We start from the raw sequence: 21,764 nt of genomic DNA, 5'->3' as shown, positions 1-21,764 counted from the left end.
TGACGAGACGATAAGAAAACGATGACCGACAATCGCAACACCATTCTCGCCGTCATTCTGTCCGGCCTCGTGCTGATCCTGTGGCAGGTCTTCTACAACGGACCGCAGATGGAGAAGGAGCGGCAGCGGGCTCCGATGCAGGCAGAGCTCGCCAAGAAGCAGGCGCCCGCTGCGCAGACCGACGCAGCGCCGGCCGCTACGCCGCAGCCGGGCGCAGCCGCGACCGGCAACCCGAACGTGCCGGGCGGCGTGACGCCGGCCGCCGGCACCGTGCTGCCGCGCGACGCCGCTATCGCGGCCTCGCCGCGCGTCAAGATCGATACGCCTCGCCTGACCGGCAGTATCGCGCTCAAGGGCGCGCGCATCGATGATCTCGCGCTGGTCCAGTACCGCGACACGGTCGACCCGGCCTCGCCCGCGATCGTGCTGTTCTCGCCGTCCAACACCGCCACCCCCTATTATGCCGAGTTCGGCTGGGTCAGCTCGCCCGGCGCCAAGGTCCAGGCGCCCGACCCGAGCACGGTGTGGCAGCAGGACGGCTCCAACGCCCTGACATCCGCGACGCCGGTCAAGCTCACCTACGATAACGGCCAGGGCCTCACCTTCCGCCGCACCATCTCGATCGACGACCACTATCTGTTCTCGATCAAGGACGAGGTCACCAACACCGGCTCGACGCCGGCGACGCTCTATCCCTACGGCCTGATTTCCCGCCACGGCACGCCGCACGTGTCCGGCTACTACATCCTGCACGAAGGCCTGATCGGCTATCTCGGCGAGAAGGGCCTGCAGGAATACACCTACAAGAAGATCGACGACGACAAGAACGCCGAGTTCAGCGTCACCGACGCCTGGATGGGCATCACCGACAAATACTGGGCCGCCGCGCTGCTGCCGGCCAGCGATGCCCACCTGAAGGCACGCTACCAGTCCAACCTCGTCGACAACGTCCGCCGCTACCAGACCGACTATCTGCAGGATGCCCAGACCGTTGCGCCCGGCGCCACCAACACCGTTTCCACCCGTCTGTTCGCCGGCGCCAAGGAGGCCGGCGTCGTCGGCATCAACTTCCCGCTCGGCGGGCTCGGCGGCTACAACCAGAAGCTCGGGCTGAACCATTTCGATCTCCTGATCGACTGGGGCTGGTTCTACTTCCTGACCAAGCCGATGTTCCTGGCGCTCGACTTCTTCTTCCGCTTCTTCGGCAATTTCGGCGTCTCGATCCTGCTGGTGACGGTGCTGGTGAAGCTCTTGTTCTTCCCGCTCGCCAACAAGTCCTACGCCTCGATGGCCAAGATGAAGGCGATCCAGCCGCAGCTCGCCGCGCTCAAGGAGCGCTATCCGGACGACCGGATGAAGCAGCAGCAGGAGATGATGGAGATCTACAAGAAGGAGAAGATCAACCCGGTCGCCGGCTGTCTTCCGGTCGTGCTGCAGATCCCGGTGTTCTTCTCGCTCTACAAGGTGCTGTTCGTCACCATCGAGATGCGGCACGCGCCGTTCTACGGCTGGATCAAGGACCTATCGGCGCCGGATCCGACGAACCTGTTCAACCTGTTCGGCCTGATCCCCGTCGACCCGACGCAGCTGCCGCTGTTCGGCCACTACCTCGCGCTCGGCATCTGGCCGATCATCATGGGCATCACGATGTGGTTCCAGATGAAGCTGAACCCGACGCCGCCGGATCCGACCCAGGCGATGATCTTCAACTGGATGCCGCTGATCTTCACCTTCATGCTCGCCGGCTTCCCGGCCGGTCTCGTGATCTACTGGGCCTGGAACAACACGCTCTCGGTGCTGCAGCAGGGCTACATCATGCGCCGCAATGGCGTGAAGGTGGAGCTGTTCGACAACATCCGCGGCACGTTTAAGAAAAAAGCGGCGTGACGACGAGAAAGGCGGCGTGAGCCGCTCTACCAACGAACCACCTACTACCGTGATGGCCGGGCTTGTCCCGGCCATCCACGTTTTGATATCCCGCGCAATGGGCGTGGATGCCCGGGCCTTCGCCGCGCCGGAGGGGCTTCGGCCCCGCAGGCGGGTCGAGCCCGGGCATGACGAAAAGCGAGGGCTTGCCATGACCACCACCAGCCACGACACCGACGAGCGCCTGATCGAAAAGGGCCGCAAGCTGTTCGCGCAGTCGTGGCGCTTCACTCATGCCTCGCCGTCGATCGCGAGCCTGCCGCCGATGTCCGGCCAGATCGAGATCGCCTTTGCCGGCCGCTCCAATGTCGGCAAGTCCAGCCTGATCAACGCGCTCACGGGCCAGAACGCGCTGGCGCGCACCTCGCACACGCCGGGCCGCACCCAGGAGCTGATCTTCTTCGAGGGGCCGGAGACCACGCCGCTGCGACTGGTCGACATGCCCGGCTATGGCTATGCTGCCGCCGCCAAGACCAAGGTCGCCTCCTGGACCGAGCTGATCCACCAGTTCCTGCTCGGACGCGCCTCACTCGCCCGCGTCTATGTTCTGATCGATGCCCGCCATGGGCTGAAGGAGGTCGATCAGGAGATCTTCAAGACCCTCGACAGATCCGCCGTCAGCTATCAGCTCGTCCTGACCAAGGCGGACCAGATCCGGCCGGCCGAACTCGCAACCCGCATCGCCGAGACCGAGGCCGCGCTGGCCAAGCATCCGGCGGCGTTCCCGCAGGTGCTGGCGACCTCGTCACGCGCCGGCACCGGCATGCCGGAGCTGCGCGCCGCGATGGTCCGGCTTCTGGAGGAGCGCGGCGCATGACGAGACTGTGGCGAATCCTGGTGGCGCTGGCAGGCCTGATGGGTGCCGCAGGCGTCGCGCTGGCGGCCAAGGCCGCGCATGACGCCGACGCGTCGCGGCTCGCCACCGCCTCCACCATGCTGCTGTTTCACGCCTGCGCCCTGCTCGGCACGATCGCGCTCGCCGAGCGCGGGATCGTTCATCGGCGCATCGGCCTGGTCGCCGCAATCGGCTTCGTGCTCGGCCCGGCCCTGTTCGCCGGCGACCTCCTGATGCGACAGTTCGCCGGCGACCGGCTGTTTCCATTCGCGGCGCCGATCGGCGGCAGCCTGCAGATCGCCAGCTGGATTGCGCTCGCAATTTGCGCGCTGTGGCCACGGCGGGCGTGATCCGGCGCTTTGCGCCGCGGGCGGCAATCGGATAGAACCGCGCGCGACGCCCCGATAGCCGAGATCTCCCAGACATGGCCGACGCGACCACCATCAGCCCGCTCGATCAAGCCCGCATCCTGTCCGAAGCGCTCCCGCACATGCAGGAGTATGACGACGAAACCATCGTCATCAAATATGGCGGCCACGCCATGGGCGACGAGGACACCGCAAAGGCGTTCGCGCGCGACATCGTGCTGCTCGAACAGACCGCGATCAACCCGGTGGTGGTGCATGGCGGCGGGCCGCAGATCGCGACCATGCTCAAGCGCCTCGGCATCGTCTCCGAATTCGCCGCAGGTCTCCGCATCACCGATGCGGCGACGATCGAGATCGTCGAGATGGTGCTGGCCGGCTCCATCAACAAGCAGCTGGTCGGCTACATCAACGAGGCCGGCGGCAAGGCCGTCGGCCTGTGCGGCAAGGACGGCAACATGGTGCGCGCGGTCAAGGCGTCGCGCACGATGGTCGATCCGGACAGCCACATCGAGAAAGTGGTCGATCTCGGCTTCGTCGGCGAGCCCGACAAGGTCGACCTCACCTTGCTCAACCAGCTGATCGGCTACGAGCTGATCCCGGTGCTGGCGCCGCTCGCGACGTCGAAGGAGGGCCAGACGTTCAACGTCAATGCCGACACGTTCGCCGGCGCGGTCGCCGGTGCGCTCAAGGCCAAGCGCCTCTTGCTGCTCACCGACGTGCCCGGCGTGCTCGACAAGTCGAAGAAGCTGATCCCGGAATTGTCGGTGAAGGACGCGCGCAAGCTGATCGCCGACGGCACCATTTCCGGCGGCATGATCCCGAAGGTCGAAACCTGCATCTACGCGCTCGAACAGGGCGTGCAGGGCGTCGTGATCCTGGACGGCAAGGTAGAGCACGCGGTGCTGCTCGAGCTGTTCACCAACCAGGGCACGGGCACGCTGATCCACAAGTGAGCAGCTTCCACCATCTCTCTCCGTCATGGCCAGGCTCGTCCCGCCTGCGCGGCCGAACCCGCTTCGGCGCGGCGAAGGCCCGGCCATCCACGTCGTACCGTGAAGTCGGAGAGAGAAGCGTGGATGCCCGGGTCAAGCCCGGACATGACGAGGTGGGGATGAACGGGCCTCCGATGCGCCTCTCGGCTCGCTGGTACCTCGCCCTCGCCACCATCCTCCTTCCTCTTCTCAGCTTCACCACCCCCGCCCGCGCCGACCTCAAGCTCTGCAACCGCATGAGCTATGTGGTGGAGGCCGCGATCGGCATCGACGAGAAGGCGGCGAGCGCGACACGCGGCTGGTTCCGGCTCGATCCGGCAAGCTGCCGCGTGGTGTTGCAGGGGACGATGACGGCAGACCGCATCCTGCTGCATGCGCGTGCGCTGAGCCTCTACGGCGCCTCGCCGATCGCCGGCAACGGCAACGATCAGCTGTGCGTGGCGGCCGACAATTTCGTCATCGCCGCGGCCCGGCAATGCCGCACCGGGCAGACGCCGGCGGCATTCACCCAGGTGACGCCGACCAAGGCTGATGACGGCACCCTGATCGCCTATCTCGCCGAGAGCGCCGAATATGACGACGAGCAGGCGCGGCTCGCCGGCATCCAGCGGCTGCTCGGCATCGCCGGCTATGACGTTTCGCCGATCGACGGCGTCGACGGACCGAAGACGCAGGCCGCGCTCGCCGCGTTCCTGAAGAGCCGCGGGCTGTCCTCCGACGTCGTGCCGCAGCCGAGCTTTTTCGCGACCATGGTGGACGCCGTGCAGACGCCGTCGCCGACCGGGCTGACCTGGTGCAACGACACCCCGCACAAGGTGATGGCGGCGGTGGCGACCGACGACGGCCGCACCGTGGTCAGCCGCGGCTGGTACCGCATCGACGCCGGCAAATGCCTGCATCCCGACATCACGGGACAGCCGAAGAAGGTCTACAGCTTCGCCGAGGCCGTCGATGCCGACAACCGCACCATCAAGCTCAGGGACAAGCCGCTGAACTGGGGCGGCCTGGTGCAGCTCTGCACCCGCGAGAACAAGTTCGAAACGTCAGAACAGGGCGACTGCCCGAGCCGCGGCTTCACTGCGACCGGCTTCACCGCCGTCGACATCACCCGCGGCGGCAAGACGCTGCGGTTTGCGCTGCCGTGATGGTTACATCAGTGATGGCCCGGATGCGGCAACGCCCTCAGCCGTCATACCCGCGAACGCGGGGATCCATAACCACCGGCCGTGGTGTTGGGCACCGACATCAACCATCCTGCCCCAAGACGTATCACGCGGTATGGGTCCCGGCGTTCGCCGGGACGACAGCCGAATTTGCCGCCCTGTCCGGGCGAGACCGACCGAGGCAGAGATGACAAAATCCCCCCGCAGCTTCGCCCACGTCGACACCTGGGTGTTCGATCTCGACAACACGCTGTATCCGCACCACGTCAATCTGTGGCAGCAGGTCGATGCGCGCATCGGTGAGTTCGTCTCGAACTGGCTCAAGGTCGACGCGGCGCAGGCCCGCCTGATCCAGAAGGACTACTACCGGCGCTACGGCACCACCATGCGCGGCATGATGACCGAGCATGGCGTGCATGCCGACGACTTCCTCGCCTACGTGCACAAGATCGACCATTCGCCGCTGGAGCCGAACCCGGCGATGGGCGCCGCGATCGAGAGGCTCCCCGGGCGCAAGCTGATCCTGACCAACGGCTCGGTCGACCATGTCGACGCGGTGCTGGCGCGGCTCGGCATCGCCGGTCATTTCCACGGCGTGTTCGACATCATCGCCGCCGAGCTGACGCCGAAGCCGGCGCGCGAGACCTATGACAAATTCCTCGCGCTGCACGCCGTCGATCCGACCCGGTCGGCGATGTTCGAGGACCTCGCCCGCAACCTCGTCGTGCCGCACGACCTCGGCATGACCACGGTGCTGGTGGTGCCCGACGGCACCAAGGAGGTGGTCCGCGAGGACTGGGAGCTGGCCGGCCGCGACGACCCGCATGTCGATCATGTCACGGATGACCTGACGGGGTTCCTGCAGAAGCTGGTGGCCGCCTAGAACCCACTGTCGTCCCATTGTGGGTGCCTTGACTCTCCCGGCTCAAATTCCGAAAAAGCCGCCCTGCCAGAAATCTCCGTCAAAGACTGCCCGGGGAGACCATGCCCCGGGACCAAGCGAGGATCGACCGATGTCCCTGTCCGCCCTGGAATCCACCATCAACAGCGCCTTCGATGCCCGCGACGGCATCTCGACCACGACCAAGGGCGAGGTTCGCGACGCTGTCGAGAACGCGCTGGAGCTGCTCGACAAGGGCGAGGCGCGGGTCGCCGAGCGTGGCACGGATGGCAAGTGGAGCGTCAACCAGTGGCTGAAGAAGGCCGTGCTGTTGTCGTTCCGCCTCAACGACATGAGCGTGATCCCCGGCGGTCCCGGCCAGGCGTCATGGTGGGACAAGGTGCCGTCGAAGTTCGAGGGCTGGGGCGAGAACCGCTTTCGCGAGGCTGGCTTCCGCGCCGTGCCCGGCGCGATCGTGCGCCGCTCGGCCTTCATCGCCCGGAACGTCGTGCTGATGCCGTCCTTCGTCAATCTCGGCGCCTTTGTCGACGAGGCGACCATGGTCGACACCTGGTCGACGGTCGGCTCCTGCGCCCAGATCGGCAAGCGCGTGCACATCTCCGGCGGCGTCGGCATCGGCGGCGTGCTGGAGCCGCTTCAGGCGGGCCCCGTGATCATCGAGGATGATTGCTTCATCGGCGCCCGGTCGGAGGTTGCCGAGGGTGTGGTCGTGCGCAAGGGCGCGGTGCTGGCGATGGGCGTGTTCCTGAGCGCCTCGACCAAGATCGTCGATCGCGAGACCGGCGAGACCTTCATCGGCGAGGTGCCGGAGTATTCCGTGGTCGTGCCGGGCGCGCTGCCGGGCAAGCCGATGAAGAACGGCCAGATCGGCCCTTCGACCGCCTGTGCGGTCATCGTCAAGCGCGTCGACGAGCGGACCCGCTCCAAGACCTCGATCAACGAGCTGCTGCGCGACTGATTGAACCGCGGCGGCTGCCGCGGCAACGAATCTCCGGACCGGCCAAGCCACCGGTCCGGAGGACGTCCATGGACTGGACCTGGTTTCTGTTCCGCTTCCACGGCCGCATCAACCGCGCCAAGCTCTGGCTGTCGCTGCTGGTGATCCTGTGCTGGATGGCCTTTGCCGGCATGCTGTTCGGGGGTATTCGCAAGCTGCTGGGCGGCCCGGCGGCCGTCGGCTTCGATCTGACCGACATCTTCGCGGTCCTCGACCCCGACACCTATCGCAGCCTGACGCGTGCCGATATCGTGCCAGCGGCCGTCCACGGCATCCTGACCTGCTTGTTCGCCTGGGTGTTTGCCGCCGGAATCGTCAAGCGGCTGCACGACCGCGACAAGAGTGGCTGGTGGATGGTGGCATTCTTCGCCGTTCCCGGATTGGTCGACCAGTACGCGGACCGCATGCCCGGCACGACCCTGCCAATGATCGTCGGCGGCGCCGCGACCCTGCTCTCGCTGTGGGGGTTCGTCGAATTGTACTGTCTGGCCGGCAGTCCCTCGGACAATCGCTTCGGGCCCGACCCGTTGCCGGAGCTCCGACCGAGCGAATGCTCCGGCCGGCCGACGACGTCGCCGGCCGCCTGGGACCAGCACAAGGAGCTGGAGTTCACCCCGCACGTCGCAAGCCCGCCGCTTGGGGAAGCGGCAATCGGCTGCACTAGCCCGCCGGCAAAATAGCGTGTTAAGCGAAAGGCATGACCGATGCCCTAGCCATCACCCGCGACCTGATCCGCTGTCCTTCCGTGACCCCCGCCGACGCCGGAGCGCTCGGCGTGCTCGAAGCCCTGCTGAAACAGGCGGGCTTCGAGACCCATCGCGTGACCTTCTCGGAAGCAGGCGCCGCCGATATCGACAACCTCTACGCCCGCATCGGCACCGAGGGGCCGCACATCACCTTCGCCGGCCACACCGACGTGGTGCCGCCCGGCGATGAAACGGCCTGGAGCGTCGGCGCGTTCTCCGGCGAGGTGAAGGACGGCTACATCCATGGCCGCGGCGCGGTCGACATGAAGGGCGGCATCGCCTGCAGCGTTGCGGCCGTGATCGAGTATCTGCGTGGCAACGACGGCAAGCCCCGCACGGACGGCATGGGCTCGATCTCTTTCCTGATCACCGGCGACGAGGAGGACGTCTCGATCAACGGCACGGTCAAGCTGTTGAAATGGGCGACCGAACGCGGCGAGCGCTTCGACCATTGCGTGCTCGGCGAGCCGTCCAATCAGGAGGTCATGGGCGACTGCATCAAGATCGGCCGCCGCGGCTCCCAGTCCGGCACGCTGGTGGTCGAGGGCAAGCAGGGCCACGTCGCCTACCCGCACCGCGCCTCCAACCCGGTGCCGGACATCTCGCGCCTGATCGTCGCGTTGTCGGACGAGCCGCTCGATCACGGCAGCGCGCAGTTCCAGCCGTCCAATCTCGAATTCACCACGGTCGATGTCGGCAACACCGCCGGCAATGTGATCCCAGGCCTGGCGCGCGCGAAGTTCAACATCCGCTACAATGACTGCCACACCCAGGAGTCGCTGCGCGCGCTGGTCGAGGAGAGGCTGGCGAAGGCCTGCGGCAACCGCATCCGCGCCCGCATTGACTGGCTGCCGTCGAACTCCAACGTCTTCCTGACCAAGCCGGGCGCGTTCACCGACCTCGCGGTCGCCGCGATCGAGAGCGTCACAGGGCGCAAGCCCGAACTCTCCACCACCGGCGGCACCTCGGATGCACGCTTCATTTCGAGCTATTGCCCGGTGATCGAATTCGGCCTGGTCGGCCAGACCATGCACCAGATCGACGAGCGCGCCTCGGTCGCGGACATTGCGACCCTGACTAAGATCTATCGCGGCATTCTCGACAGATACTTCGCCTAGACCGAGCGACGCTCGGCGCCATTCTCATCTCCAGCAGCAGCGCCATCCGGCGCGGCCAAATCGGGCGGTTAACTCATCGCGTTGCCATGTCGCGCCTCATGGCGCGCAACCGCAGGCGGCGGAGCGCGGGCAGCGCGTCGTCGCATCCGCCGTCTTTTCAGAATCTTGCTTTTTTCCTCGCCCGGCTTTCGGTCCGCGCGGCCTTTCGACACTATCGGCCAAGGCCGCCGCATGTTCGAGGCGTCGTCAATCCCATCGCAAACTCATCGAGTTTGGGAGATCATCATCATGAGACAGGCGACCGCCGCGCAGAAGAAGCTGGGCTTCCGCATTCATACGATCGTCTTCATCCCGAGCATCGTCCTGCTCGCAATGATCAATCTTCTGACCGGCGCGCCATATTGGGTTCTGTGGGCGCTGCTGGGCTGGGGCGTCGGCCTGCTGTCGCATTGGTTCTTCGTCCTGGGTCCCGGCGCTCGCAAGCCCGAAACCACCTGACATTGTGCCGGTGCCCGGAAGGCGCGGCATGAAGGCCCGCAACAGGTCGACGAAACTGCTCATGCGACAACCGCGCAACTTGAATCGCTGCGGACGGGGCCTAAACTCAGCGGCAGGTTCAAGCGCTGCCAAGAGGTCAAGTCTGTCGTTGCAAGCCCGCCTTTGAGGAGAGTTGGGGAGCCGCGACGGCGAGACATCCGCTCTTGGCCGGTTTGGCGGGGTGCATGTCGGATCTGACATCCATCTCGGATCTGGACGTCAGAGTGTGGCCGCCCCATGCCGAAACATGCGAGCTCGGATGCTTTCGATCTGCAGACAGGCAACATGCAGGGCCTCGCATTCTGCGAGGCGGTGGCGAGCGACACCACGCCGCGCTACCTCGAAAGCGATGTCATCGCACCGACACGGACGATCGGACTGGACGCGACGACCACGCTCAAGGCCACGTTCTGGGACTGCACGATCGAAGAAACGCCTCAGATCGGCGATCCCTCCTTCATCAGCATCGCGCTGAACACGGGCGGCGGACGCGTCTGGCGCAACCGGGAGGCTGCGCCGACCGACGTCGGCGCGATTGCGATGCAGCCTTTTGAAGGCGCGCATTGGCGGTTCGAAAATCCGGTGAGCTTCGTGCATCTCTACGTGCCGTTCAGTCTCGCCGGCGCCGTCTGCGAGAGCCTGTTCGATCGAGAGCTTGCACACGCGCACCTCCAAACGCCCTCGTCGGTCACGGACGACAGGCTCTGCGCGGCGGCACGTCGGATTCAGGACGGCCTTTCCCGCATCGAGCCGACACGGCTCATTCTGGACAGTTGGGCGCTGCTGCTCTCCGAGATTCTCGTCCGGCGCTTCTCGAGCCATGCTCGCCGCCATGTCCGAACATCGCACGGGAAGATCCCGGCCCGGGGCGTCGCACGAGTGATCGACTACATCGAGGCGAACATCGATCGTGACCTCGATCTGGCATCGCTGGCCGGCGTCGCGGCGATGAGCATCTATCACTTCGCCCGGCGCTTCAAGGAAACGGTCGGCGTGAGCCCGCACGCCTATGTGCTTGCGCGCCGCGTTCACCGTGCACGGCACATGCTCGATCGTGGCGCGACCAACCTCGCGCAGGTCGCGGCCGGCTGCGGCTTCTGCAGTCAGGCGCATCTCACGACCATGTTTCAACGCAATGTCGGGGTGACGCCGGGTGAATACCGGCGCATCCTGGCGTCATAGCGGGCGCGGCCGCAGGATGTGAGAACAGCAAGAATCTGAAAGATCCGGACCGCTGGAGGCTGGTAGCCTGGTTCGCACCGCGCCCGTGCCAGCGATCAGTCGTCGTCGAGGCGCCGTCGAACAACGAGCGACATGCATGCGCGTACGCCTGCCGAACCTCCGCACCATCCTAGGGATCGCGGCATTCGTGCTCGCTGGCACCGTTGCCTATCTCTGTCTCTGGCCGGTTCCTGCAGCGCCGGTGTCGTGGCCGGCCCCGACCGCCCCCGGCCTCACGGGCGCCTTCGCGCCGAACACGCGCCTGTCAGGCCTTCGCATGATCGACCTCGGCGACGAGGTCGGCCCGGAGCACATCGCCATCGGACCGGACGGCAAGCTCTATGCCGCGGTGACGAGCGGCAACCTGATCCGGATGGAGCCGGACGGCACCAAGCGCGAGGTTTTCGTCAACACCGGCGGGCGCGTGCTCGGTTTCGACTTCGACGCGCAGGGACGGATGATCGCCGCGGACGCCGTCAAGGGGCTGCTGGCGATTGCTCCCGATCGGCGCGTGACCGTTCTGACCGATCGCGTCAGCCCCACCAATCCGATCGGCTACGCCGACGCCGTCGTCGTGGCGGCCGACGGCACGATCTATTTCACCGATGCGTCCACCCGCTTCTCGCCCGCGCGGTGGGGCGGCACCTATCAAGCAAGCGTGCTCGACATCATGGAGCAGTCGGCGACCGGCCGCGTGCTCGCCTATGATCCGGCGACGGCGCGGACGCGCATCGTGGTCCACGGTCTGTCGTTCGCCAACGGCATCGCCTTGTCGTCCGACGCGCGCTCGCTGTTCGTGAACGAGACCGGCCGTTATCGCCTCTGGAAGATCGATGCTCGGGCAGACAATCTCGACGTCCAGACCGGCTCGCCGCAGGCGAGGGTGCTGCTCGACAATCTGCCGGGCTATCCCGACAACCTGATGCGCGGCCGCGACGGCCGCATCTGGGTCGGGCTGTTCAAGCCACGCAATCCGGCGGCCGATTCGCTCGCCGAGAAACCGTTCCTGAGAAAAATGCTGCTGAGACTGCCGCGCTCGCTCCTGCCGCTCGGTGAATCCTATGGACATGTCTTCGCCATCGACGAGGACGGCCGCATCACCGCCGATCTGCAGGATCCGAGCGCCGCCTATCCCGAAGCCACGGGAGCGACCGAGACCGCCGACCGCCTCTATATCCATAGCCTGCATGCGCATGGGATCGGCTGGCTGCCAACGATGACGCTGACGTTCAACGATCGAGGCATGTGAATATAGCGCCGTGAAACCAACAGCAGAAGACACGCGTCGTTCTCATGGCCGACCCATTGCAATGCCGGCCGTCGTCTGCGTCGTCCTCCGTGCGCTGTTGGGCGTGGCGATGTCCGGACCCGCTGCAGCCCAGCCGCAAGGCGCGCGGGAAGACATCTACGTTCTGCGCAGCATCAGGGAGCCGCATGCCGGCATCGACGGCTGGTGCTCCTCCGCCAAAACGGGGTTCGCGCCGTTCGCAACCGACGCCGAGCGCCTGTTCTCGTTCTGGAGCGTCGTGCTGCAGCCCGAGGATGGCCGTGTTGTCCAGACCCGGGCCGCTCGCGTCGGCGAACTGCGCGGGTGCTTCGGGCCGACGGATGAACGCGCGTCCCAGAATTTCTACGCCGAGATCAGCTTGGGCTCGCTGTCGTTCCGCGGATCCGGCGAATGCGTCGCGATCAGGACCGATTTTCCGGAAGCCGGCCTGTTTTCCGTCCGCTGTCAGCTCGTTCTAAGCGGATTGCCCGCGCCCTATGTCGGCGGGCTCCTGACCACGAATACGCTGACGAGCCAGGCCGCCTTTGGCGGCGACACGAAGCCTGCCGGATATACGCAGGCCTCGATCGCCACCATCCGCCTTTGGAAGTCGGAGTAGCATCGCGGCGGCTCTGCCTGCCGGCATGCGGCAGGACATCACTCGCCCGAGCGCAGGCAGCCCAGCGAGGCCAATCCCTCGCTCCGGATCAGGCGGCCTTCACCTCAGCCAGGAAGCTGTCCACCTCGCGGCGCAGGTCGGTGGCCTGGCCGGCGAGGCTCGCGGCCGAATCGAGCAGCGAGCGCGCCGAGCCGCGGGTGTCGTCGGCGGCCGCGCTGACCAGCGAGATCGACGAGGAGACGTCGCGGGTGCCGGTGGCGGTCTGCTGCACGCTGCGCGCCATCTCCCGTGTCGTGGCGCTCTGCTGGCTGACCGCGGCCGCCACCGAGCTGGTGACCCCGCTGATGCTGTTGACGACGGCGGCAATCTTTTCGATCGCAGCCACAGTGCTGCCGGTCTCGCTCTGGATCGCGGCGATCTGGCTTTCGATTTCCTCGGTGGCCTTGCTGGTCTGCGACGCCAGGTTCTTCACCTCGGCGGCGACCACCGCGAAGCCCTTGCCGGCCTCGCCGGCACGCGCCGATTCGATCGTCGCGTTGAGCGCGAGCAGGTTGGTCTGCGAGGCGATCGCGCGGATGAGCTGGACGACGTCGCCGATGCGGGTTGCGCTTCCGGCGAGCGTGCGGACCTTGTCGGTGGTGTCGAGCGCCTGCGCGGTGGCGTTGGAGGATTCCGAGGCGGCTTCCGCGATCTGCCGGGTGATCTCCTTCATCGACGTGTCGAGTTCCTCGGAGGCTGCCGCGACGGTGTTGACGCCGGAGGTCGCATTTGCAGCCGCCTGGGCCACGGCCGTCGCCCGCGCCGCGGTGGCATTGGCCGAGCCGTCGAGCGCCTCGGCGGAGTGCTTGAGTCCGCTCGCGGCATCGCTGAGCCGGCCGCACAAGGTGTCGATGAGTTCGCCGAAACGGCCGGTCAAAGCCTCGATCTTCTGCCGGCGCGCTTCACGCCGCGCCTCGGTCTCGGCGCCCTCGAGCGCCAGCCGGTCCGCGTCGGCCGACTTGTCCTTCAGCACGCCGATCGCGTTGGCGAGCGTTCCGATCTCGTCGGTGCGGTCGCGATAGGCGACATCCACGTCGCGCGCACCGTCGGCGATGCGACGAATGAGGACGGTCAGGTTGGAGAGAGGCCTGATTACACGAGCGTTGAAGTACCACGTGCCAAGCGCGGCCGCGACCGCGTTGACGACCAGCAGCACCATCGCCAGCACGAAGCGGAGCTTCGACTCGGTGATCGCAACCTCGCTCTGGCGCAACGCCTCGGTGACCGCCGCGTCGCGCAGCGGCTGGATCGTATCGAGGGTCGGAAAGATCGTGCGCAGGAACTGATCGGGATCGAGATCGAGAACCTTGCCGCGGTTCGGCACCACCTGCGACGTATAGAGTTCACCGCCGCGCGCCCAATAGCCGTTCTCGACATCGGCGAGGGCCGCATAGATCGGCTTCTGGTCGATCTCGGCGGCCGCGCCCTTCGCCGCCGACCAGATCCGGTCGAGCCGTCCCTTGAACGTCGCGAGCGTCTCGGCCGGTTCGCCCGTCATCGGCTGACGGGTCGCGATGTAGCGCACCAGCGTCGTCGTGGCCCGGCCGGCCCAATCGCGCAGGTCCCAGCCCAGCACGGCGAGGCGGGCGGCCTGACCCACCGCAGGATTGGCCGCGGTCAGACGGCGGCGGATCACCTCGATGTGGGCGCCGGCGGATTCCTGAATCGTGAACATCTGCGGTACGTAGTCGCGGACCACGGTTTCAGGCCGCATCTGCTTCGGCTGCACGACGGCGTCGAGCGCCACAGACCGCAGCGAACGCAGCCGCTGCTCGATCGTATCGAGTGCTGCGAGGTCATCGCGCAGCTGCGCCAGGCTGCGGGCCTTCGCCAACGCCTCATCCGAGCCGCGCGTGTAGGTCTGCAGCGCTGCAAGCTCATCCGGGGTGGCGACATTGGCCGACGCCAGTCGCGGATTGATCCAGGCGCGCTCCAGGTTCAACTTTTCCGGGAGGCGCACCATTGCGCCGAGCAGTTGCGTGTCGGCGGACACCGCACGCGCCGTCTGAAGCGAAGCCAATTGCTGCCAGGCGAACAGCACAGTCGCGATGAGGCCGATCGCGGCCCCGAGCATGAGCGAAAGCAGGAAGACTTGGCGAATGCGCATGATGACTTCACTGAGGTGCGGACCACGGAAGCCAAAAAATACCGCCCACCATTCAATTATAAGTTAAGCGAGGTGCATTTAGATGGTGCGAGAGTAAGTTGCAGCACCTCACGGATGAGTTGCGGGCGATCGATGCCGTCCGCCGATCAGTAGTCTATTCTGACCAGATAGAGCCCATCGGGCGGCGCGACGACGCCGCAGGCGGCACGGTTGCGCGCAGCGAGGGCCGCAGCCAGGTCATCGGCACTCCAGCGGCCCTGCCCGACCCACACCAGCGAGCCGACCATCGAGCGGACCTGGCTGTGCAGGTAGGAACGCGCCGAGGTGAGGATCGTCACCGCGTCGCCATCTCTGACGACATCGAGCTGATCGAGCGTCTTCTGCGGCGATTTCGCCTGACAGTCGGTGTCGCGGAAGGTGGTGAAATCGTGCTTGCCGATCAGGCGCTGGGCCGCCGCATGCATCGCCTCGGAATCCAGCCGCTGCGGCACGCGCCAGACGCGGCCGACCTCGAGCGCGAGGTTGGAGCGGCGGTTGACGATGCGATAGCGATAATGCCGCTTGCGGGCGGAGAACCGCGCCTCGAAGCTGGCGGGCACGATCTCGGCGTCGAGCACCGCGACCGGGTTGGGTCGCAGATGCGCGTTGAGCGCATCTCGCAATTTGTCGGGGCGGAAGTCCTTTTCAATGTCGCAATGCGCCACCTGCCCGGTAGCGTGGACGCCGGCATCGGTGCGCCCGGAGCCATGCACGCGGGTCGGTACGCCACAGGTCGCCTGCACCGCCGCCTCCAGCGCACCCTGCACCGACGGCAAGGTCTCCTGCAGCTGCCAGCCGCAGAACGGCGCGCCGTCATATTCGATGGTGAGCTTGTAGCGGGGCATCTGACTCGAGGGTGTCATCGCCCGCGCAGGCGGGCGATCCGGTAATCGCCAACGTCACCGTTCAACAATGATCGTCTCAGCGTATGGGATACCCCGCTTTCACGGGGGATGACAGGGTTACGAAAAGCGAGCGCCGCGCTTCAACGGCGTCCCGCGCAGGAAATCAGCCGCCTTCATCGGCGCCTTGCCGGCGCGCTGCAGCTCGATGATCCGGATGGCGTCGTCGCCGCAGGCGATGGTGAGCTGCTCATCCAACACGGCGCCAGGCTCGCCCGCGCCGGCCACCTGCTCACAGCGCAGGATCTTCAGCCGCACCGCCTCGCCGTCCAAGGTCACCTCGCTCCACGCCCCCGGGAATGGCGACAGGCCGTGAACGTGGCGCAGCACCGCGTGAGCCGGCCTGGTCCAGTCGATCCGCGCCTCCGCCTTCTCGATCTTGGCCGCATAGGTGACGCCGTCCTCGGCCTGCTTCGTCAAGGTCAGGCCGCCGTGCTCAAGGGCTGCCATCGCGCGCACCATGAGGCCGGCGCCGATCGGCGCCAGCCGGTCATGCAGGTCGGACGCCGTCATCGCGTCGGTGATGGCGAGGCGCTCGGCCATCGCAACGTCGCCGGTGTCGAGGCCGACGTCCATCTTCATCACCATCACGCCGCTCTCGGCATCGCCGGCCATGATGGCGCGGTTGATCGGCGCCGCACCGCGCCAGCGCGGCAACAGCGAAGCATGGAGATTGTAGCAGCCGAGCCGGGGCGCATCGAGAATCGCCTGCGGCAGAATCATCCCGTAGGCAACCACGACGGCGGCGTCGGCCTGATGTGACCGGAACTCGGCCAGCGCCTCCTCGGTCTTCAGCGTCCTCGGCGTGAACACGGGAATGCCGAGCCGCCGCGCCTCGGTCTCGATCGGCGTCGGCACCAGCGCCAAGCCACGCCGGCCGCCGGGCTTCGGCGCGCGCGTATACACCGCAGCGATCTCGTGGCCGTGGCCGGCGAGCGCGAGCAAGGTCGGCACAGCGAAGTCGGGCGTGCCCATGAAGATCAGGCGAAGCGGCATCTTGGCGTATAGCCCTCAAAGCGTCATCCCGTCCGTCATGGCCGGGCTTGTCCCGGCCATCCACGTCGCAACGCCGGCACGAGCAGCGGGGCGTGGATGCCCGGGTCGAGGCCCGGGCATGACGGAGGAGAGAGTTGATCGTTACTCGCCCGCGCGCTTGGCGGCCTTGGTGAACTTCTTCATCACGCGGTCGCGTTTCAGCTTCGACAGATAGTCGATGAACAGCACGCCGTTGAGATGGTCGATCTCGTGCTGGATGCAGGTGGCGTAGAGGCCCTCGGCATCCTCCTCGCGGACCACGCCGTCGATGTCGGTGAAGCGCACGCGGACGCGCGCCGGCCGCTCGACCTCCTCGTAATATTCGGGGATCGACAGGCAGCCTTCCTCGTAGACCGACAGCTCGTCGGATCGTGCGAGGATCTCGGGATTGATGAAGACCCGCGGCTCGCGCTTGGTCTCGCCGCCCGCATCCGGCTTGGCCAGATCCATGGTGATGACGCGCAGCGGCTGCGCGACCTGGATCGCGGCGAGCCCGATGCCGGGCGCGTCGTACATGGTCTGGAACATGTCGTCGACCAGCTGCCGGATCTCCGGCGTGACCTTCTCGACAGGCTTGGACACCAGCCGGAGCTGCCGGTCCGGCAGGATGATGATTTCTCTTAAGGACATGGCGCGCGATTTAAGCCGCGGAACAGGCGCGGTCAATGTAAGGGCGCCCGGTTAAGACGTCGCTAACCATGAATTTCAACGGTTCGTTAACCATGCTTCTTAACCAGGCCTTAACCATAAACGTTCTCTCTTCGTTCGCGAGATCCAGCGAATCGGATAGACGGGGGCGATGACCGCCAGCCAGTCCCTCAATCCTGTCGTCATCATGATCGGCGACCTCCCGGTCCGTGCCAGCGATGCGCTGATCGGCTTCGGCGCGCTGGTGCTGCTGCTGCTCGTGATGATCGGCCTTGCGGTGGCCCGCTCCGGGCGGCGCAGTGTTGAACTCGCGGCCCAGCAGGCAATGCGCGCAGACGATCTCGAACACCGGTTCGGCGAGATGATTCGGGTCCAGAGCGAGGCCTCCGGCCGCGTCGACGCGATGGCGCAGCTTCTCGCCGGCCGCCAGGTGGACCTTGCCCGCAGCGTCAACGAGCGGCTCGATGCCGTCACCCATCGCGTCGGCCAGTCGATGGAGCAGAGCACGCGCCACACTATGGATTCCTTGCGCGTGCTGCACGAGCGGCTCGGCATCATCGACAATGCCCATCGCGACCTCAGCGAGCTGACGACGCAGGTGACGACCCTGCGCGATGTGCTCGCCAACAAGCAGTCGCGCGGCGCGTTCGGCCAGGCGCGCATGGAGGCGATCGTGCAGGACGGGCTGCCGAAGGGCAGCTACGCCTTTCAGTACACGCTCGCCGGCGGCAAGCGGCCCGACTGCGTCGTGTTCCTGCCGGATACGCGACCACTGTGCATCGACGCGAAATTTCCGTTGGAGGCGGTGACCGCGCTGCACGACGCGGCGACCGAAGAGGAGAAGCGCTCCGCCGCGCAGCGGCTGCGCACGGACGTGCTGCGCCACGTCAACGACATCGCCGAGAAATATCTGGTCGTGGGCGAGACCCAGGACACCGCGCTGATGTTCGTGCCGTCGGAATCGGTCTATGCCGAGATCCATGACGGCTTCGACGACGTGATCCAGAAGGCCTATCGCGCCCGAATCGTGCTGGTGTCGCCATCGCTGCTGATGCTCGCGATCCAGGTCATGCAGCAGATCATGAAGGACGCGCGCATCCGCGACGCCGCCGACCAGATCCGCAACGAGGTGATCCATCTCGGCGACGATCTCGGCCGCCTGCGCGAGCGCGTGCTCAAGCTGCAGAAGCATTTTGGCGACGTCGGCGAGGACATCCGCCAGATCCTGATCTCCGCCGACAAGATCGAGAAGCGTGCCGCGCGGATCGAGGAACTCGATTTCAGCAAACAGGATGCGCCGATGGAGTCGCCGCGCATCGCGCCGGCTGCCGGCACGACGCCGGACCTTTTTCCGCTGACGGGGCGCGTGCAGGCGGGGGAGTGATGGTGGCGTCGCGAAGGCCCGGCAAATCTGCTACCACCCCGCCATGACCGCACCTGACGCCGCCTCCGACATCGCCGCTCCGAAGCTCGACGCCAAGCCCGCCCCCACCTGGCGCGAGAGCGTGGCCGTCTACCTGCAGCCGCGCGTGCTCGTGGTGCTGTTCCTCGGCTTCTCCTCCGGTCTGCCGCTGGCCTTGTCCGGCTCCACCTTGCAGATCTGGATGCGCGAGCTCGGCGTCGACCTCGGCACGATCGGGCTGTTCGCCCTCGTCGGGACTCCTTACACGCTGAAATTCCTGTGGGCGCCGCTGGTCGATGCGCTGCATGTGCCGCTGCTGACGCGCGCGTTCGGACGGCGGCGCGGCTGGCTGGTGTTCGCACAGCTGCTGCTGATCGGCGCCATTCTGCTGCTGGCGCTCACCGACCCGGCCCGCGCGCCGTTCATGGTGGCGCTGGCCGCGCTGCTGGTGGCGGCGATGTCGTCGACGCAGGACATCGTGGTCGATGCGTTCCGCGTCGAGAGCCTGCCGGAGAGCGAGCAGGCCGCGGGCATGGCCGCCTATGTCGCCGCCTACCGCATCGGCATGCTGGTCTCGACCGCCGGCGCGCTGGTGGTGGTCAGTGCGTTCGAAACCAGCGGACTGTCGCGGCCGTCGTCCTGGATGTGGGGCTATGTCGTGATGGCCGGTCTGGTCTTGATCGGCACGATCACGGCTCTCGCCGCGACCGAGCCGGCGCAATCGCAGCGGGCGGAAGCCGCGATGGGGGCCGACACCGCCCTCACCCGCGTGATGCAGGCGGCCGCCGGCGCCTTCTTGGAGTTTCTCGGCCGGCGCGACGCGCTCGCGGCGCTCGCTTTCGTCGTGCTGTTCAAGTTCACCGACGCCTTCTCCGGGACGATGACCGCGCCGTTCGTGATCGATCTCGGCTTCAGCAAGGTCGACTACGCCGCGATCGTGAAGGGCGTCGGCCTCGCCGCGACGCTCGCCGGCGGCTTTGCCGGTGGTTTCCTCGCGCGCCGCTACTCGCTGGCGACGAGCCTCTGGATCGGCGGCGTGGTGCAGGCGCTCGCCAACCTGTCGTTCTCCTGGCTGGCGGTGGTCGGTGTCAATCAATGGGCGCTGGCGCTGGCGATCTCGGCGGAAAACTTCACCAGCGCGATCGGTACCGTGATCTTCGTCGCCTATCTCTCGGCGCTGTGCCAGAATCCACTGCACACCGCGACCCAATATGCGCTGCTCACCGCGCTCGCCGCGGTCGGGCGTACCTATCTGTCATCGGGCGCGGGCTACGTTGCGAAGGCGACCGGCTGGCCGCTGTTCTTCGTGATCTGCGTGCTGGTCGCGATCCCGAGCCTCGTGCTGCTCGCCTGGCTGCAGCGGCGCGGACATTTCGATGGCCTTCAGACGCGGGTCTGAGCTAACGCGCGAGGTTCTGGCGCACCTGGCCATTGAGACGCGCGAACTCTGCTACGACGGCGTCACAGGCTGGCTTGGCAGCCTCGCAGCGCACGTCCATCTTGACGAAGATGTCGTTGCCTTGCTGCACGATCCGGCGGCGAATCGCGGTGGGATAGGCCGCATGATTCGACGGCGGAAAGGACCAGACGGACTGCGCGGCGCTGTCCTCGAAAACGATCCAGCCGGATTGGCTCGAGCTCCTGACGCCCGGTTTAGCGCGCAGGCCCGCCATCGCAGCCGCGACGTCGGGATAACCGAGATCGTCCCGACCAAGGTCCTCGGACGCTGCGGCAGCTGTCATCAGGACCGTGGCAATGACAAAAGCGATGGCAGCTCTCACTGGTGCCCCCACCCCGCTGGAAATCGCGGTGCTATCATATGCAAGGGTAGCCGACGATCACCGCTTCACCAAGCTCCACTTGGTCACCACCGCCTCGCTGATTTGCCCCGCATCCTGGGCGCAGGCGATCTCGTCGACCTTGACCGCGACCTGCTTGCCGAGCAGGCCCTTGAGCTGCGAGGCCTGCGCGGGGCTCGCGGTGACGAGCTGGAACGTCTCCGGGCCGGTCTCCAGATTGCAGAGGCCGCTCGGCGGCGGCAGGCGGCGCGGCTCGCTCGTGATCTGATAGGCAGCCGAAGGCTGACCCGGCTTGGCGCCCTTGAGCATCAGCGCGTTCAGTTCACCCGACAGCACGTCACCGGCATTGAGCGGCCTGCCCGCCTTCTGCGCCGCCTCGCCCTGCTGCGCCAGCACGGAGGGGGCCGTGAGCGCTATCAGAATCGCGCCCAAAGCCAGCCGTTTGCCGAATCCGCGTTTCGTCATCATTCCACTTTCGTCTGTGCTTAGAACAAGGTCCGCTGCCGCATCGCGGCCGAGAGCGTGCCTTCGTCGAGATAGTCGAGCTCGCCGCCGACCGGCACGCCATGTGCCAGCCGCGTAACCTTGACGTTCGCCTCTTGCAGGAGGTCGGTGATGTAATGCGCGGTGGTCTGGCCATCGACCGTCGCATTGAGCGCCAGGATGATCTCCTGCACCTCGGGGGCATGCGCACGTTGCACCAGCGCATCGATGGTGAGGTCCTGAGGACCGACCCCGTCGAGCGGCGAGAGAGTGCCGCCCAGCACGTGATAGCGCCCGTTGCTGGCCTTGGCGCGCTCCAGCGCCCAGAGGTCGGCGACGTCGGCGACGACGACGATCATCGCGGGATCGCGCCGCGGGTCGGTGCACACCGTGCAGGGGCTCTGCGTGTCGATGTTGCCGCAGGTCTTGCAGACCTGGATGCGCTCGATCGCGACCTGCAGCGCCGAGGCGAGCGGCACCATCAGCGCCTCGCGTTTCTTGATCAGGTGCAGGGCGGCACGCCGCGCCGAGCGCGGCCCGAGGCCGGGCAGGCGCGCAAGCAGCTGGATCAGGCGTTCGATCTCGGGACCGGCGACGGCCATCAGTTCACGAATGTCATC

Annotated in this window: 22 protein-coding genes; 15 read left to right on the top strand and 7 right to left on the bottom strand. The window is 66.5% G+C overall.

Translation table 11 applies throughout. The annotated features are described in order from the left end of the window. The first annotated feature begins 21 nt into the window (after positions 1–21). From yidC to ACQR1B_RS02710, 13 genes are all read left to right on the top strand, one after another. Positions 22–1,887: a membrane protein insertase YidC gene (gene yidC, locus ACQR1B_RS02770; protein WP_434831352.1), complete on the top strand. Its 1,866-nt coding sequence runs from the start codon at positions 22–24 to the stop codon at positions 1,885–1,887. A gap of 190 nt (positions 1,888–2,077) precedes the next feature. Then, positions 2,078–2,743, top strand: coding sequence for a ribosome biogenesis GTP-binding protein YihA/YsxC (gene yihA / locus ACQR1B_RS02765; protein WP_434831353.1), 666 nt, complete (start codon positions 2,078–2,080; stop codon positions 2,741–2,743). Next, positions 2,740–3,111 carry a DUF423 domain-containing protein gene (locus ACQR1B_RS02760; RefSeq protein ID WP_434831354.1) on the top strand — a complete coding sequence of 124 codons (372 nt, stop codon included), beginning with the start codon at positions 2,740–2,742 and terminating at the stop codon, positions 3,109–3,111. The genes yihA and ACQR1B_RS02760 overlap by 4 nt, the downstream gene beginning before the upstream one ends. Before the next feature lie 74 nt (positions 3,112–3,185). Beyond that, positions 3,186–4,082 (top strand): acetylglutamate kinase, encoded by an 897-nt coding sequence (argB, locus tag ACQR1B_RS02755; protein ID WP_434831355.1) that lies wholly within the window; start codon positions 3,186–3,188, stop codon positions 4,080–4,082. Between the two features lie 119 nt (positions 4,083–4,201). Beyond that, the gene (locus tag ACQR1B_RS02750) at positions 4,202–5,266 is read left to right on the top strand and encodes a DUF1036 domain-containing protein (protein ID WP_434831356.1); all 1,065 of its coding nucleotides are present in this window, start codon (positions 4,202–4,204) and stop codon (positions 5,264–5,266) included. Between the two features lie 205 nt (positions 5,267–5,471). Next, a complete protein-coding gene (locus ACQR1B_RS02745; RefSeq protein ID WP_434831357.1) occupies positions 5,472–6,167 on the top strand; it encodes a pyrimidine 5'-nucleotidase in 696 nt (231 codons plus the stop codon). A 130-nt stretch (positions 6,168–6,297) separates the two neighbouring features. Beyond that, a complete protein-coding gene (gene dapD, locus ACQR1B_RS02740; protein WP_434831358.1) occupies positions 6,298–7,143 on the top strand; it encodes a 2,3,4,5-tetrahydropyridine-2,6-dicarboxylate N-succinyltransferase in 846 nt (281 codons plus the stop codon). Between the two features lie 68 nt (positions 7,144–7,211). Continuing rightward, the gene (locus ACQR1B_RS02735) at positions 7,212–7,862 is read left to right on the top strand and encodes a DUF805 domain-containing protein (RefSeq protein WP_434831359.1); all 651 of its coding nucleotides are present in this window, start codon (positions 7,212–7,214) and stop codon (positions 7,860–7,862) included. 17 nt (positions 7,863–7,879) lie between these two features. Continuing rightward, positions 7,880–9,046 (top strand): succinyl-diaminopimelate desuccinylase, encoded by a 1,167-nt coding sequence (gene dapE, locus ACQR1B_RS02730; protein WP_434831360.1) that lies wholly within the window; start codon positions 7,880–7,882, stop codon positions 9,044–9,046. 288 nt (positions 9,047–9,334) lie between these two features. Then, entirely contained in the window at positions 9,335–9,544 is a 210-nt protein-coding gene (locus ACQR1B_RS02725) for a 2TM domain-containing protein (RefSeq protein WP_434831361.1), read from the top strand. A 276-nt stretch (positions 9,545–9,820) separates the two neighbouring features. Next, positions 9,821–10,765, top strand: coding sequence for a helix-turn-helix domain-containing protein (locus tag ACQR1B_RS02720; protein WP_434831362.1), 945 nt, complete (start codon positions 9,821–9,823; stop codon positions 10,763–10,765). 136 nt (positions 10,766–10,901) lie between these two features. After that, the gene (locus ACQR1B_RS02715) at positions 10,902–12,053 is read left to right on the top strand and encodes an SMP-30/gluconolactonase/LRE family protein (protein ID WP_434831363.1); all 1,152 of its coding nucleotides are present in this window, start codon (positions 10,902–10,904) and stop codon (positions 12,051–12,053) included. A gap of 61 nt (positions 12,054–12,114) precedes the next feature. Continuing rightward, positions 12,115–12,690, top strand: a complete 576-nt coding sequence (locus ACQR1B_RS02710) for a hypothetical protein (protein WP_434831364.1) — start codon at positions 12,115–12,117, stop codon at positions 12,688–12,690. Positions 12,691–12,778: 88 nt separating this feature from the next. Here the strand turns inward: ACQR1B_RS02710 and ACQR1B_RS02705 are convergent, their stop codons facing one another. The 4 genes from ACQR1B_RS02705 to def all read right to left on the bottom strand — a co-directional run bounded on the left by ACQR1B_RS02705 (position 12,779) and on the right by def (position 17,442). Beyond that, positions 12,779–14,836 carry a methyl-accepting chemotaxis protein gene (locus tag ACQR1B_RS02705; protein ID WP_434831365.1) on the bottom strand — a complete coding sequence of 686 codons (2,058 nt, stop codon included), beginning with the start codon at positions 14,834–14,836 and terminating at the stop codon, positions 12,779–12,781. Positions 14,837–14,982: 146 nt separating this feature from the next. Then, a complete protein-coding gene (truA, locus tag ACQR1B_RS02700) occupies positions 14,983–15,720 on the bottom strand; it encodes a tRNA pseudouridine(38-40) synthase TruA (protein ID WP_434831366.1) in 738 nt (245 codons plus the stop codon). 117 nt (positions 15,721–15,837) lie between these two features. Continuing rightward, a complete protein-coding gene (gene fmt, locus ACQR1B_RS02695; RefSeq protein WP_434831367.1) occupies positions 15,838–16,773 on the bottom strand; it encodes a methionyl-tRNA formyltransferase in 936 nt (311 codons plus the stop codon). A 141-nt stretch (positions 16,774–16,914) separates the two neighbouring features. After that, on the bottom strand, positions 16,915–17,442 hold the full coding sequence (gene def, locus ACQR1B_RS02690; RefSeq protein WP_434831368.1) for a peptide deformylase: 528 nt from the start codon (positions 17,440–17,442) through the stop codon (positions 16,915–16,917). Positions 17,443–17,611: 169 nt separating this feature from the next. Here def and ACQR1B_RS02685 point away from each other — a divergent pair, with 169 nt between their 5' ends. Together ACQR1B_RS02685 and ACQR1B_RS02680 are read left to right on the top strand one after the other, a co-directional pair. Beyond that, positions 17,612–18,844 carry a DNA recombination protein RmuC gene (locus tag ACQR1B_RS02685; protein ID WP_434831369.1) on the top strand — a complete coding sequence of 411 codons (1,233 nt, stop codon included), beginning with the start codon at positions 17,612–17,614 and terminating at the stop codon, positions 18,842–18,844. A 43-nt stretch (positions 18,845–18,887) separates the two neighbouring features. After that, positions 18,888–20,261 carry an AmpG family muropeptide MFS transporter gene (locus ACQR1B_RS02680; RefSeq protein WP_434831370.1) on the top strand — a complete coding sequence of 458 codons (1,374 nt, stop codon included), beginning with the start codon at positions 18,888–18,890 and terminating at the stop codon, positions 20,259–20,261. Position 20,262: 1 nt separating this feature from the next. On the opposite strand, the gene ACQR1B_RS02675 is transcribed toward ACQR1B_RS02680, so the two are convergent. The 3 genes from ACQR1B_RS02675 to recR all read right to left on the bottom strand — a co-directional run bounded on the left by ACQR1B_RS02675 (position 20,263) and on the right by recR (position 21,746). Further along, the gene (locus ACQR1B_RS02675; RefSeq protein ID WP_434831371.1) at positions 20,263–20,604 is read right to left on the bottom strand and encodes a hypothetical protein; all 342 of its coding nucleotides are present in this window, start codon (positions 20,602–20,604) and stop codon (positions 20,263–20,265) included. 96 nt (positions 20,605–20,700) lie between these two features. Further along, positions 20,701–21,126 carry a hypothetical protein gene (locus tag ACQR1B_RS02670; RefSeq protein ID WP_434831606.1) on the bottom strand — a complete coding sequence of 142 codons (426 nt, stop codon included), beginning with the start codon at positions 21,124–21,126 and terminating at the stop codon, positions 20,701–20,703. 20 nt (positions 21,127–21,146) lie between these two features. Then, positions 21,147–21,746 carry a recombination mediator RecR gene (gene recR, locus ACQR1B_RS02665; RefSeq protein ID WP_172111652.1) on the bottom strand — a complete coding sequence of 200 codons (600 nt, stop codon included), beginning with the start codon at positions 21,744–21,746 and terminating at the stop codon, positions 21,147–21,149. Between the last annotated feature and the right edge of the window lie 18 nt (positions 21,747–21,764).

Origin of the sequence: Bradyrhizobium oligotrophicum, from assembly GCF_051168495.1 — a bacterium.
GTDB classification, from domain to species: domain Bacteria; phylum Pseudomonadota; class Alphaproteobacteria; order Rhizobiales; family Xanthobacteraceae; genus Bradyrhizobium; species Bradyrhizobium oligotrophicum_A.
This window is presented reverse-complemented; position numbering and strand designations above follow the sequence as displayed.

What these genes read in the sequence shown, in the direction of transcription:
- ACQR1B_RS02715 (WP_434831363.1), top strand. Translation starts at nt 10,902, where the DNA reads ATGCGCGTACGCCTGCCGAACCTCCGCACCATCCTAGGGATCGCGGCA.
- ACQR1B_RS02680 (WP_434831370.1), top strand. Translation starts at nt 18,888, where the DNA reads ATGACCGCACCTGACGCCGCCTCCGACATCGCCGCTCCGAAGCTCGAC.
- ACQR1B_RS02720 (WP_434831362.1), top strand. Translation starts at nt 9,821, where the DNA reads ATGCCGAAACATGCGAGCTCGGATGCTTTCGATCTGCAGACAGGCAAC.
- fmt (WP_434831367.1), bottom strand. Translation starts at nt 16,773, where the DNA reads ATGCCGCTTCGCCTGATCTTCATGGGCACGCCCGACTTCGCTGTGCCG.
- yidC (WP_434831352.1), top strand. Translation starts at nt 22, where the DNA reads ATGACCGACAATCGCAACACCATTCTCGCCGTCATTCTGTCCGGCCTC.
- ACQR1B_RS02670 (WP_434831606.1), bottom strand. Translation starts at nt 21,126, where the DNA reads ATGACGAAACGCGGATTCGGCAAACGGCTGGCTTTGGGCGCGATTCTG.
- ACQR1B_RS02685 (WP_434831369.1), top strand. Translation starts at nt 17,612, where the DNA reads ATGACCGCCAGCCAGTCCCTCAATCCTGTCGTCATCATGATCGGCGAC.
- ACQR1B_RS02745 (WP_434831357.1), top strand. Translation starts at nt 5,472, where the DNA reads ATGACAAAATCCCCCCGCAGCTTCGCCCACGTCGACACCTGGGTGTTC.
- argB (WP_434831355.1), top strand. Translation starts at nt 3,186, where the DNA reads ATGGCCGACGCGACCACCATCAGCCCGCTCGATCAAGCCCGCATCCTG.
- truA (WP_434831366.1), bottom strand. Translation starts at nt 15,720, where the DNA reads ATGCCCCGCTACAAGCTCACCATCGAATATGACGGCGCGCCGTTCTGC.
- def (WP_434831368.1), bottom strand. Translation starts at nt 17,442, where the DNA reads ATGTCCTTAAGAGAAATCATCATCCTGCCGGACCGGCAGCTCCGGCTG.
- ACQR1B_RS02710 (WP_434831364.1), top strand. Translation starts at nt 12,115, where the DNA reads ATGCCGGCCGTCGTCTGCGTCGTCCTCCGTGCGCTGTTGGGCGTGGCG.
- recR (WP_172111652.1), bottom strand. Translation starts at nt 21,746, where the DNA reads ATGGCCGTCGCCGGTCCCGAGATCGAACGCCTGATCCAGCTGCTTGCG.
- ACQR1B_RS02705 (WP_434831365.1), bottom strand. Translation starts at nt 14,836, where the DNA reads ATGCGCATTCGCCAAGTCTTCCTGCTTTCGCTCATGCTCGGGGCCGCG.
- ACQR1B_RS02725 (WP_434831361.1), top strand. Translation starts at nt 9,335, where the DNA reads ATGAGACAGGCGACCGCCGCGCAGAAGAAGCTGGGCTTCCGCATTCAT.
- dapE (WP_434831360.1), top strand. Translation starts at nt 7,880, where the DNA reads ATGACCGATGCCCTAGCCATCACCCGCGACCTGATCCGCTGTCCTTCC.
- yihA (WP_434831353.1), top strand. Translation starts at nt 2,078, where the DNA reads ATGACCACCACCAGCCACGACACCGACGAGCGCCTGATCGAAAAGGGC.
- ACQR1B_RS02675 (WP_434831371.1), bottom strand. Translation starts at nt 20,604, where the DNA reads ATGACAGCTGCCGCAGCGTCCGAGGACCTTGGTCGGGACGATCTCGGT.
- ACQR1B_RS02735 (WP_434831359.1), top strand. Translation starts at nt 7,212, where the DNA reads ATGGACTGGACCTGGTTTCTGTTCCGCTTCCACGGCCGCATCAACCGC.
- dapD (WP_434831358.1), top strand. Translation starts at nt 6,298, where the DNA reads ATGTCCCTGTCCGCCCTGGAATCCACCATCAACAGCGCCTTCGATGCC.
- ACQR1B_RS02760 (WP_434831354.1), top strand. Translation starts at nt 2,740, where the DNA reads ATGACGAGACTGTGGCGAATCCTGGTGGCGCTGGCAGGCCTGATGGGT.